This is a genomic window from Aeromicrobium choanae, assembly GCF_900167475.1.
GTDB lineage: Bacteria > Actinomycetota > Actinomycetes > Propionibacteriales > Nocardioidaceae > Aeromicrobium > Aeromicrobium choanae.
On record NZ_LT796768.1, the window covers coordinates 603,946 to 615,805 of the forward strand.

Sequence of the window (11,860 nt, forward strand, 5' to 3'; positions counted from 1 at the left end):
TCAGCGCTGGAACGCGTCGGGGACGCCGTCGGCATCCTCGTCGCGCGACTCCTGCTCCTCGACCTCGCGGTAGTGGCGGTTCCGTGCCCGCAGCACCACCGCCGCGAGCGCCGCGGCGACCAGGGAGCCGGCCAGGACGCCGATCTTCACGTACTCCTCGAGGCCCTCGTCGACGAACGCGAGGTCCCCGATCAGCAGTGAGACCGTGAAGCCGATGCCCGCGAGCATCGCCACCCCGACCACGTCGATCCAGCGGATGCTCGGGTCCAGTTGGGCGCGGGTCGTCGCCGCCAGCAGCATCGAGCTGCCGACGATGCCGAGCGGCTTGCCCAGCACGAGGCCGAGCACGATGCCCCACGTCACCGGGGAGTCGAAGGCACCCGAGAGCACCTCCCCCGACACCGCCACCCCGGCCGCGAAGAAGGCGAAGACCGGCACGGCGAACCCCGTGGAGACCGGGCGCACGCGATGCTCCATCCGCTCGGCGACGCTGCGGTGGCCGTGGGCGGGCACGGTGAAGCCGAGCAGCACGCCCGCGACCGTCGCGTGGACGCCCGACTCGTGCATGAGCACCCACGTCACGACGGCGAACGGGATCAGCAGCCACCACCAGTGCGGGGCGCGGCGCGCGACGACCGCGAAGGCCAGCAGCGGGACGAACGCCGCGGCGAACATGGCCAGGTCCAGCGACTCGGTGTAGAACACCGCGATCACGGTGATCGCCAGGAGGTCGTCGACCACGGCGAGCGTCAGCAGGAACGTGCGCAGCGCCATCGGGAGATAGGTGCCCAGCACCGCCAGGACCGCGACCGCGAAGGCGATGTCCGTCGCGGTCGGGATCGCCCAGCCGTGCGTGGTCCCGTGGCCGGCGTTGATCGCCACGAAGATGAGCGCCGGCGCGACCATGCCGCCCATCGCGGCCACGACCGGAAGCATCGCGCGGCGTGGGTCACGCAGGTCGCCCGCGACGAACTCCCGCTTGAGCTCGAGGCCCACGACGAAGAAGAAGATCGCCAGCAGGCCGTCGGCCGCCCACGCCGAGACGGTGAGGTCCAGGTGCAGGGAGGCGGGCCCGACGCGCGTCGCGGCCAGGTCGAAGTAGGCGTCGGACCACGGCGAGTTGGCCAGGACGAGCGCCGCGATCGCGGCCACCAGCAGGATCGTGCCGCCGACCGTCTCGCGGCGCAGCACGTCGGCGACGCGGGAGGCCTCCGGCCAGCTGCCGCGGGTGAACAGTCCAGGTGAGCTCATGGGAATCCTCGAGGGGTCGGCGGCAGGACGCCGACCAGACTTCCCGGCACACCTGTCACCACCCTAACGGGCGGAGGCTCCCCTGCTCGCTTCGCCGAGGAGGGGCGTCCGCCGCACGGGTGTACGGCGCTCTTGGCAATGTTCGTCTAGACGCAATAGTCTATAAGGGTGGCGCCCGTGTCTGACCCTGGCACCCGCCACATCGGTCGATCAACGAGGAGCGATGATGTCGACGTCGGTCAAGGTTCCCCACAAGGAACGGTTGCTGCGCGCCGGAATTCGCCTGCTCTACGACCGTGGCTACAACGGGACCAGCGTGGACGCCATCCTCGCCGAGGCCGAGGCCCCCAAGGGCTCGTTCTACCACCACTTCGGCTCAAAGGAGCGCTTCGGCCGCGAGGTCCTCGAGCGCTACGACGACCTCCAGGCGCTGCGGCTGCGCTCGTGGGCCGTCAAGGAGGAGCTCACCGTCCCCGAGCGGCTCGCCGGCTACCATCGCGCGGCCGTTGATGCGTTCGTCGACAGCCACTGGCGCTGGGCGTGCCTGGCGGGAAAGCTCTCCAACGAGCTGGCGGCCAACTCGGAGTCCTATCGCGATGGGCTCGCCCGCGGGTTCGTCGCCTGGCGCGATGCTCTCGCCGCGATGCTGAGCGAGGGCCAGCAGTGTGGCGAGGTCCGCGAAGACCGCACGGCCGAGGAGCTGGCCGATGCGAGCCTAGCGTTGATCCAAGGTGCCTTCGTGGCAGCGCTGGCCCTGCGCGACCGGGACTACCTCGACGCGGTGACGGCCAGCCTCACCGACCTGATCTCTCCGCGGACGCGTTCGTGACCGACATTGCTCCTGCGCGCACGTCGCACCGAGACGCGCTCCTGCGCGAAGGCCTGAATCAGCTCTTCATCCATGGCTACCACGGCACGACGGTGGACGGCCTGCTCGATGCCACGGGAGTCCCGAAGGGGTCGTTCTACCACCACTTCGGTGACAAGGAGAGCTTCGTCGTGGCGGTCCTGCAGCGTTACGACCGCTTCCATCAGCGACTCCTGGAGAAGTGGAGCAGTCGCGAAGAACTGTCCACCGCGGAGATGATGTCCGGCTACTTCCAGGACTTGGTCGAGCATTTCGTGAGCTCGGGGTTCACGCACGTCGATCTCATCGGCAAGCTCGCCACCGAGATCGCCAACGGCTCGGAGTCGATCAGGGTCATCCTCGCCGAGCAGCTCGGGCGCTGGCGCACCACCGTCGAGCAGATCCTCCGCGACGGCCAGGCGCGCGGTGACGTCCGCACGGATCGTGATGTCGCCGAGCTCAGTGCGACCATCAATGCCTACATCGAGGGCGCCTTCGTCGTGGCGCAGTCGACGCGCGACGAGCGCGGGCTGGAGACGGTCTCGGCGGCGATCGCGGAGTCGATCGCCGCCTGAGCGCTCCTAGGCCGTGACGTCCACGACCACGCGGCCGCGGACCTGACCGGCCAGGATCTCTCGAGCCAGGGCCGGCACCGTCGAGAGCGGCTCCACCCTCGGAACCGAGGCGAAGAGATCGTCCGGGAGGTCGCGCTCCAGCCGCTCCCAGGCCTTGGCGCGCAGGTGCGCCGGCGCCATGACCGAGTCCACGCCCAGCAGCGCGACGCTGCGCAGGATGTGAGGCATCACGGTTGCGTCGGGGAGCCCCGGCGACTCGGCCATCCCGCAGGCGGCCACGGCCCCTCCGTACTGCGTCCGGGCGATGGCATTGACTAGTGTCGATCCGCCCACGGAGTCGATGGCGGCGGCCCAGCTCTCCGCGCCCAGGGCTCGGCCCTTGCCCTGCAGCTCCGACCGATCGATGAACGACCTGGCACCGAGCCCGGTCAGGTACTCGTGGGTCTCGGAGCGACCAGTGGATGCGATGACGCGGTAGCCCGCAGCTGTCGCGAGCGCTGTCGCGAACGAGCCGACACCGCCGGCAGCGCCGGTGACGAGGACCTCGGAGCCAGCGGGCGTCCCGTGTCCGACGATCCGATCGACGCAGAGCGCAGCGGTGTAGCCCGCCGTGCCGATCGCCATCGCCTGCAGGGTCGTGAATGCGTCGGGCAGACGAACGAGCCACTCGGGCTTGACCCGCTGATAGCGCGTGTAGCCGCCCGACTGGGTCTCCGAGAGCCCCCAGCCGTTGACGACGACCCGATCGCCCGCCGACCAGTTCGGGTCCGCCGACTCGACGACGACGCCGGCGAGGTCGATGCCGGCGACCAGCGGGGTCCGCCGCGCGATCTTGGCGGCGCCCGAGACGTTGAGGCCGTCCTTGTAGTTGAGGGAGCTGTACTCGACCTCGACCAGTACCGGTAGATCGGGCAGGTCGGCGAGTGTCAGCTGCCGGGGCGCTGCGGCGGTGCGGCCCTCAGCGGCCTCGTCGACCACCAGTGCGGTGAACTGCGTTTCCTTGCTGGGTGGGGTGCTCACATTCGTCCTTTCCTGACGCGATGAGGTCGAGCAAGCCGGCGGAGGTCACTCCGCGAGGCGATGATTCAGACGGCCGTCGTCACCTTCGACAGACGGCCGGTGATGATGGTCTCCGCCGCCTGGATGATCGTGTCGACGACCTCCGCGACCGGGGCAACGTCGTGGATCAGGCCTTGGACCTGTCCGGCCCACCACATGCCGCCGTCCATGTCCCCTGCTTCGAGGACCTGCGCACGGCCGCGGGCACCGGAGGCGAGCTCGGCCACGTCGTCGAAGACGGCCCCAGGCCTTCCTCCGATCTCGGCGATCTGCGCGCTGATCGTGTTGCGCGCGACCCGCGCCGAGTTGTGGAACTCGCGGAACACGAGCACGGTGTCCCGCTCGTCGTTCTGCACGATCTGTTGCTTCACGTTGTCGTGGATCGGCGCCTCGTCGGAGGCCATGAACCTCGTGCCCATGTTGACGGCTGATGCACCCAGAGCGAGCGCGGCAACGAGTCCGGCGCCGGTGGCGATCCCGCCCGACGCCACGATGGGGATGTCCAACGCGCGCGCAGCGGCGGGGATCAGCACCAATCCCGGGACGTCATCCTCCCCGGGATGCCCCGCGCATTCGAATCCGTCGATGCTGATGGCATCGACGCCGGCACGCTGGGCAGACAGCGCGTGACGCACGCTCGTCGCCTTGTGGATCACCTTGATCCCGGCGCCGTGGAAGTCGGGCAGATGCGGCTTGGGCGACGAGCCGGCCGTCTCGACCACGGTGATTCCCGACTCGACGATCGCCGCCCGGTACTCGTCGTAGGGCGGCGGCACCATGGCCGGCAGGATGGTGAGGTTGACGCCGAAGGGACGATCGGTGAGATCGCGCGTGCGCTCAATCTCCCGCACCAGGGCTTCAGGGGTCGGCTGGGTCAGGGCTGTCAGGAAGCCCAGGGCGCCGGCGTTGGCCACTGCGCTGATCAGCGGCGCGGTGCCCAAGCCCGTCATCCCTCCACAGACGATGGGGTGCTCGACCCCGAACAACGTGGTGAACTCAGTCGTGATCACAGGAGTCACTCTGTTCCGTCAGCCGAGGATTCGATTGACGGACTCGGCGACGCACACGGGCTTGTCCGAGCCTTCACGCTCGATGGTCACCGCAGTGACCATCTGGACGCCCCCGGGGATGTCGGTGACCTCGAGAATCTTGCCGTGTCCCCGCACGCGGGAGCCAACCGGAGCAGGAGCCGGGAAGCGCACCTTGTTGAGGCCATAGTTGATGCCGGCCGACACGCCCTTGACGTCGACGATGTCGCCGAACATCGCTGCGACCAGCGAGAGGGTGAGGAAGCCGTGCGCCACGGTGGCGCCGAAGGGGCCGTCCTTGGCACGCTCGGGATCGATGTGGATCCACTGGCGGTCCTCGGTGTTGTCGGCGAAGACGTCGATACGGTCCTGGGTGAGCTCGAACCAGCGGCTGGCGCCGAGATCCGTGCCCTCGGCGTTCCGCAGCTCTTCCAGCGAGTTGAACGTGGTCATATGGAAATCCCTCCGTCGACGGGCAGTACGACGCCCGTAATGTAAGAAGCCTCGTCCGAGGCGAGAAATGCAACTGCGCCGGTGATCTCGCTCGGCGGGGCGAACCGACCGAGCGGGATCGCGGCCTCGAGCCCCACCCGCTTCTCCTGCGGGATGCTGGCGATCATGCGGGTGTCCGCATTGGGTGAGATGGCGTTCACAGTGACCCCGAACCGCGCGAGCTCCTTGGCCACGGTCTTCGTGAAGCCAATGATTCCGGCCTTGGCCATCGAGTAGTTGGACTGGCCGATGTTGCCCCGGAGCCCCGTGTAGGACGTGACATTGATGACCCGCCCACTGCCCTGGGCCCGGAAGTGGGGAACACAGGCGCGCGTGAATCGGAAGGTGCCCCCTGAGTGCACGGCCATGACGGACTCGTAGTCGTCATCGCTCATCTTCCAGAGCAGCTTGTCGCGCAGGATGCCGGCGTTGTTCACCAGCACGTCGATCCGCCCGGTCTGCTCGATCACGGTGTCGACGACTCGCCGCACGTCCTCGCTCCTGCTGACGTCGGCCAGTACTCCATGACATCCGAGCTCCTCCGTCGCGGAGTCGAGAGCACGTTGGTCGAAGTCGACCAGGAACACGGTGGCGTTCGCGCGGGCGAACGTGCGTCCGATCTCGAGGCCTATGCCTTGGCCCGCGCCGGTCACGATCACCGATCGTCCGGCGAAGTCGAAGGTCAGATTGCTCATCAGCTGAGCCTCTCGAGAACCATTGCCATGCCTTGGCCGCCACCGACGCACATCGTCTCGACACCGAGCTGCTTGTCGTGGTGCTGAAGCGAGTTGATGAGAGTCGAGGTGATCCGCGCGCCCGTCATGCCGAACGGGTGGCCGACGGCGATGGCTCCGCCGTTGACGTTCAGCTTGTCGAGCGGGATGCCCAGCGCCTGAGCCGAGCCCAGCGCCTGCACGGCGAACGCCTCGTTGATCTCGAACAGGTCGATGTCGTCGATCGTGAGTCCGGCGCGCCCGAGGGCCTGCTTGGTTGCCTCGATCGGGCCCAGTCCCATGATCTCGGGCGAGAGACCGGTCACGCCCGTCGAGATGATGCGGGCGAGCGGCGTGAGGCCGAGCTCCTTGGCCTTGACGTCGCTCATGATGACGACGGCCGCGGCGCCGTCGTTGAGCGGGCAGGCGTTGCCGGCCGTCACCGTGCCGTCGGGCCGGAAGACCGGCCGGAGCTGGGACACGGCCTCGTACGTCGTTCCCGGCCGGGGTCCGTCATCCTGGCTGATGACGGTGCCGTCGGGCAGCGTGACCGGCGTGATGTCCTTGGCCCAGAAGCCGTCCGCGATCGCCCGCTCGGCGAGGTTGTGGCTGCGGACCCCGAACTCGTCCTGCTCGCGCCGGCTCATGCCGATCTTCTGGGCGACGTTCTCGGCGGTCTGGCCCATCGTGATGTAGACGTCCGGGATCCGGCCGTCGAGACGTGGGTCGGTCCACGGCGCCGCTCCCTCGGACGACCGGGACTCCGTGCGCTTCATCGCGTCACCGAAGACTCCGTCATTGAAGCCCTCGGGGTTGTCGGAGAATCCGTTGCCGAATCGAGAGACCGTCTCGACGCCGGCCGAGATGAAGACGTCACCCTCGCCGGCGCGGATGGCGTGCATCGCCATGCGGGTCGTCTGCAGGCTCGACGAGCAGTACCGGTTCACGGTGACGCCCGGAACGTGGTCCATGCCTACCTGCACGGCGACGACACGGGCCAGGTTGTTGCCGCTCTCGCCTGCGGGCTGTCCGACACCGAGGTGCAGATCGGCGATGTCCGCGCGGTCCAACTCGGGCACCTTGCCCAGCGCCGCCTCGACCATGCGGGTGGCCAGGTCGTCGGGACGCAGGTCCTTCAGGGATCCCTTCACGGCCCGCCCGATGGGGGAACGAGCCGTGGAGACGATGACTGCCTCAACCATGGTTCAACCTCTTCTTCGCCTTCATCGCCAGCGCAGCCGACAACAGCAACGCGGACGGATTGTCGTGATCGGGGAACTTGGCCTGCATGTGGCCGACCAGGTCACGGGTGGAGTCGAACTGCTCGTGGCCCTCGATGAAGGCGTTGAGGTACGCCTTCGTCTCGCCGATCGCCTTCGGGTCGTCTGCCAGCTCGGGCCGCTTGTGCCCGGCGACGACCAGCGTGGGCTCGAGCGCGGCGATGATGTCGGTGCTCTCGATCCACCGCGGCCATTCCTCGACCGTCGAGGCAGCGAGGAACGGGTTCACTCCGTTGTAGATGGCGTCGCCGGCGATGACGGCACCGATGCTGGGGATGTGCAGTGCGGCGGTGGGATGGATGTCCGCCTGGGGCAGCTCGACGATCCGGACCTCTTCGCCGTCGACGGTGAAGGAGTCACCCTCGAAGGCCGCGGGAACGACCGTGGTGTCGACGGCCGCGCCCGAGAAGAAGTCCCTCGCCGCCTCGCGGTTGTCCTCCAGCCCGGACGCGGCCTCGGACGCCACGGCGGCGGTCGCGATCGCCTTGGCGTTCGGGAACGACTTGAGGAGCGTCTCGAGACCGAAGAAGTGGTCGTAGTGAGCGTGGGTGATGAAGATCGTCGTCAGCGTGCGACCCGAGGCCTCGATGCGGCGTCGCACCTCCTCGACGTGTTCGGGAAGGTACTGGGTGTCGACCAGCAGGGCTTCGGTCGGGCCGAGCACCAGCGTCGACGTGGTCGGCGAGAACAGCCCTCCGTTCGCCAGCTCGAAGGACGGTGACGTGTAGACGTCGATGGTCAGTTCAGTCATGCGATTTCTCCTGCGATCAAGGCCTCGTGGAGGGAGGCGATTCGGCTGAGGTGATGTGCTCCGTAGAAGTCGGCCTCGACCGTGCGCCGCCGCGTGTCGACATCGTCGACGCGGAGGGCGGCGGTGACGGATCTGGCCAGCATCCATCCGCCGGCGAGTAGGCCCCACATGGTGAGGTAGTTGACGCTGGCGGCCTGTACGTCCCGTGGACGTTCCTCGGATCGCGAGACCAGGGTCGCGGTGGCTTGACGGACGAGGGCGACGGCGCGCTCCAACCGCTCGACCGTCCGGTCGACGACCTCGTGGTCGACCGCACGGAGGTCGACGATGTCCTTGTCGATGGCGTCGAGCAGCGTCGAGGCCACGGCTCCGGAGTCGCGGATCACCTTGCGACCGACGAGGTCGTTGGCCTGGATCGCGGTGGTCCCCTCGTAGATCGGGGTGATGCGTGCATCGCGGTAGTGCTGGGCGACGCCCGTTTCCTCGATGAACCCGGCACCGCCATGCACCTGCACGGCATCGGAGGTGATGCGGACGGACTCCTCGGTGAACCAGCCCTTCACGATCGGCGAGAAGAAGTCGGCCGCGGCGCGGGCGGTCTCGTCGCCCTGTTCGGCGAGGTCCTGCCACAGCGCCACCTGGACCAGCACGCCGCGTGCCGCGCTGATCAGGCTCGCGCTGGACGTCAGGAGCCGCGCCACGTCAGGGTGCCCGGCGATGGGAGTGCCCCGGTCCCGCCCGACCGGCGTTCCCTGGAGACGCTGCTGCGCATAGTCCCGGGCCTGCTGATGGGCACGGTCCGCGATGCCCAGTCCTTGGACGCCGATGCCCATGCGGCTGACGTTCATCATGACGAACATCGAGGTGAGGCCTCGGTGGAGATCACCGAGCAGGTAGCCCGTGGCGTTTTCGTACTCCAGGACGCAGGTCGGGCTGGCATGGATGCCCAGCTTGTGCTCCAACGCCACCGTCGTGATGTCGTTGCGCTCGCCCACCGCTCCGTTGGCGTCGAGCCGGAACTTCGGCACGATGAACAGCGACAGTCCCGCCAGTCCGTCCGGAGCCCCGGGTGTGCGAGCCAGGACGAGGTGCACGATGTTCTCGCTCAACTCGTGATCGCCCCAGGTGATGAAGATCTTCTGACCCCTGACCCGCCACGAGCCGTCCTCGTTCGGCGTCGCCGTCGTGCGGATGGCGGCGAGGTCCGTCCCTGCTTGGGGCTCGGTGAGGTTCATGGTGCCGGTCCATCGGCCCTCGACCATGGGCGACAGGAACGTCTGCTTCTGCTCCGGTGACCCGACTGCCCCGATCGCATGGATCGCGCCCACCGTCAGGCCGGTGCACAGCCCGAACGCCGAGTTGGCCGCAGACCACAGTTCGCCCATCGGGGCAGTCAGCAGGTGAGGCATCCCCTCGCCACCGAGCTCGGTCGGAATCTCCACGCCCATCCAGCCCCCGCGCGCGTAACCCCGGAAGGCCTCGTCGAATCCTGTCGGCGTGACGACCCGGCCGTCCCGCAGAACGGACCCTTCGCGGTCCCCGGACGCGTTCAGGGGGTGGAGCTCACTGACGGCGAAGTCCGCCGCCGCGGCGAACACTGCGGCCGCATCGTCCACGCCAAGCGCACCGCCGGTCATGTCAAGGAGCTGCCGCTCCGCGTCGAGGACGTGCCGCCACAAGAAGTCGTAATCTGCGACCGGCGCCTTGTACGCCACTCACATCACCTTCATCGTGGTGCTGAGTCCCCCGTCGAGGGGGATGGTTGCACCAGTGATGTACGTCGATGCGCGCGACGACAGGAAGATCGCGAGCCCAGCGGCATCCTCCGGCGTACCGATGCGCCCCACCGGATTCGCGCCCACGATCTCGTCGCCCTGCTCGGCCAGCGATGCGGCCATCATCTTGGTCGGGAACGGACCGGGCGCGATCGCATTGACCAGAATCGACGGGCTCAGCTCCGAGGCCATGTGCTTCGTGAGGTGGTGGACCGCTGCCTTCGAGGCACCGTAGGAGAAGTTGTCGTACCCCGGGACGGCGATGCCGTCGATGGAGCCGATGTTGATGACGCGCGACGGGTCCCCCTCGGTGCTGCCGGCCTCGAGCAGGGGCCGCAGCTGCTGCGTCAGGATGAACGGCGCCTTGACGTTCAGGCCCATGACCTTGTCCCACGCCGACGCCGGGAACTCGTCGAATCCGGCGCCCCAGGTCGCGCCGGCGTTGTTGACGAGGACGTGGACGGCCGACTCGCGGGAGCCGATCTGCTCGACGAGCTCGGCCGACCTCTCCGGGTCGCTCACGTCGCAGGGCAGGCCGACGACCTCGCCGAACTGCGACAGGGACGCGGTCGCCGCCTCGACGGCATCGGCCTTGCGCGAGGTGACGTACACCTTGGCGCCGGCCTTGAGGAAGCCCTCGGCGGTCATGTAGCCGATGCCCCGCGTGCCTCCGGTGATGACGACGGTCTTTCCCGCGACGGAGAACAGGTCAGTGGTCATGCTTCATTTCCTTCGTTCGGCACTATCGGGTGACGGTCATTAGACTATTTCGTCTAGACGATCTCGTCAAGAGTCCTGCGGCGAGATGACGGCGGGTGGCGCCGGCGTCGCGCCGGCACCACCCACCACCGGCTCACTCGACCGCGGACTCGCCCTGGAATGCCGTGGCGACCTCGGTCAGACCGCCGGGCTCGCCGGACGGACGCTGGATGTTCGTCTTGAGCGTGGGCGACGCCCCGACCTTCGAGAGGTCCAGCGGCACGACCAGCCCGTCGGTGTCGAACTCGCCCATCGAGAGCTTCGCGTCGAGGATGCCCTTGCGGCTCAGGTCCTTCTCGTCGCACGCCTTCTCCAGGATCGCGTGGATGATCTGGGCGCCGGCGACGCCGCCGGCGACGGAGTTGTTGGCCTCCGCACCCTTGTTCGCCTGCTCGAACTGCTTCCGGAACGTCGAGTCGGCCGGGAGCGTTGTGGCCAGCGGGCTGGCGAGGTAGAAGTTCTTCTCCAGCGCGTCCGCCGCCGGGCTGTCCATCAGGCCGGGGGCGAAGCCGGGCATGCTCGAGAGCACCGGGACGTCCCAGCCCTGGCCGCTCGCCGCCGTCATGACCGACGCGGTCTGCGTGGGGCTCGCGCTCAGGATGATGGCATCGACGTTCTGGGACTTCAGCCGGGTGACCTGGGCCGACATGTCCGAGTCCGTCGGGTCGATCTGCGCCTTGACGACCTTCAGGTCGTGCTTCTTCGCCGCCAACTCCGTGCCGGCCAACGCCGACTCGCCGTAGTCGCCCTGGAAGTGGATGTGCCCGACGGTGTCACCGGACTCGATGATCGACTCCTGGACGAGGTAGTCGACGCCGTTCGCGATGTCCACGTCGAAGGCACCGCCCAGGATGAGGTTGCCCTTCCACTCCGTGACCTTCCGATCCCAGGAGATCGTCAGGTTCGTCATCTCGTCCGCCTCCACCTTGGGGAGCAGGGCGATGTTCGCGGGCGAGCCCATCGTCCCGATCAGCGCGGCGACGTCATCGTGGACGGCGCCGTACTGCTGCACCGACTTCTGGACGACGTAGCCGCCGTCCTGGACGTTGAGCTCGACGTCGTACGCGTCGCAGACGCCACCGTCGGCATTGACCTGGTCGAAGTAGAGCTTGTAGCCGGACATGCTGTCCTTGCCCAAGGGGGCGAACACGCCGGACAGGTCGGTGAGGACTCCCAGCGTGATCGTGCCGTCCTTGACGCCCGGCCCGAGCTTCACTCCGTCGGCCGTCTCCGCGTCGCCTCCGGACTTTCCACAGGCTCCCATCGCGAGGACGAGTGCCGCGGTGGACACCGCGGCGAGCTTCTTGCTTCTGGACATGGTGGTGCCTTT

12 protein-coding genes are annotated in these 11,860 nt (G+C 68.1%); 2 read left to right on the plus strand and 10 right to left on the minus strand.

Annotated features, from left to right (window positions below; all coding sequences use genetic code 11):
* Entirely contained in the window at window positions 1-1,251 is a 1,251-nt protein-coding gene (nhaA, locus tag B5D60_RS02900) for a Na+/H+ antiporter NhaA (RefSeq protein WP_078698764.1), read from the minus strand.
* A gap of 226 nt (window positions 1,252-1,477) precedes the next feature.
* Here nhaA and B5D60_RS02905 point away from each other — a divergent pair, with 226 nt between their 5' ends.
* On the plus strand, window positions 1,478-2,080 hold the full coding sequence (locus tag B5D60_RS02905) for a TetR/AcrR family transcriptional regulator (RefSeq protein ID WP_078701248.1): 603 nt from the start codon (window positions 1,478-1,480) through the stop codon (window positions 2,078-2,080).
* Entirely contained in the window at window positions 2,077-2,673 is a 597-nt protein-coding gene (locus B5D60_RS02910; protein ID WP_197684379.1) for a TetR/AcrR family transcriptional regulator, read from the plus strand. Before B5D60_RS02905 ends, B5D60_RS02910 begins: the two co-directional genes overlap by 4 nt.
* 6 nt (window positions 2,674-2,679) lie before the next feature.
* On the opposite strand, the gene B5D60_RS02915 is transcribed toward B5D60_RS02910, so the two are convergent.
* The 9 genes from B5D60_RS02915 to B5D60_RS02955 form a co-directional block, all read right to left on the minus strand.
* A complete protein-coding gene (locus B5D60_RS02915) occupies window positions 2,680-3,693 on the minus strand; it encodes an MDR family oxidoreductase (protein WP_197684380.1) in 1,014 nt (337 codons plus the stop codon).
* A 65-nt stretch (window positions 3,694-3,758) separates the two neighbouring features.
* Window positions 3,759-4,742, minus strand: a complete 984-nt coding sequence (locus tag B5D60_RS02920) for an NAD(P)H-dependent flavin oxidoreductase (RefSeq protein ID WP_078698765.1) — start codon at window positions 4,740-4,742, stop codon at window positions 3,759-3,761.
* Window positions 4,743-4,760: 18 nt separating this feature from the next.
* Entirely contained in the window at window positions 4,761-5,213 is a 453-nt protein-coding gene (locus B5D60_RS02925; protein ID WP_078698766.1) for a MaoC family dehydratase, read from the minus strand.
* Window positions 5,210-5,947 carry an SDR family NAD(P)-dependent oxidoreductase gene (locus B5D60_RS02930; protein WP_078698767.1) on the minus strand — a complete coding sequence of 246 codons (738 nt, stop codon included), beginning with the start codon at window positions 5,945-5,947 and terminating at the stop codon, window positions 5,210-5,212. Before B5D60_RS02930 ends, B5D60_RS02925 begins: the two co-directional genes overlap by 4 nt.
* A complete protein-coding gene (locus B5D60_RS02935) occupies window positions 5,947-7,167 on the minus strand; it encodes an acetyl-CoA C-acetyltransferase (protein ID WP_078698768.1) in 1,221 nt (406 codons plus the stop codon). Before B5D60_RS02935 ends, B5D60_RS02930 begins: the two co-directional genes overlap by 1 nt.
* Window positions 7,160-7,996: an MBL fold metallo-hydrolase gene (locus B5D60_RS02940; protein ID WP_078698769.1), complete on the minus strand. Its 837-nt coding sequence runs from the start codon at window positions 7,994-7,996 to the stop codon at window positions 7,160-7,162. The genes B5D60_RS02935 and B5D60_RS02940 overlap by 8 nt, the downstream gene beginning before the upstream one ends.
* A complete protein-coding gene (locus B5D60_RS02945; protein ID WP_197684381.1) occupies window positions 7,993-9,711 on the minus strand; it encodes an acyl-CoA dehydrogenase in 1,719 nt (572 codons plus the stop codon). Before B5D60_RS02945 ends, B5D60_RS02940 begins: the two co-directional genes overlap by 4 nt.
* The gene (locus B5D60_RS02950; RefSeq protein WP_078698770.1) at window positions 9,712-10,491 is read right to left on the minus strand and encodes an SDR family oxidoreductase; all 780 of its coding nucleotides are present in this window, start codon (window positions 10,489-10,491) and stop codon (window positions 9,712-9,714) included.
* Between the two features lie 133 nt (window positions 10,492-10,624).
* Window positions 10,625-11,848: an ABC transporter substrate-binding protein gene (locus B5D60_RS02955; RefSeq protein ID WP_078698771.1), complete on the minus strand. Its 1,224-nt coding sequence runs from the start codon at window positions 11,846-11,848 to the stop codon at window positions 10,625-10,627.
* Window positions 11,849-11,860: the final 12 nt, after the last annotated feature.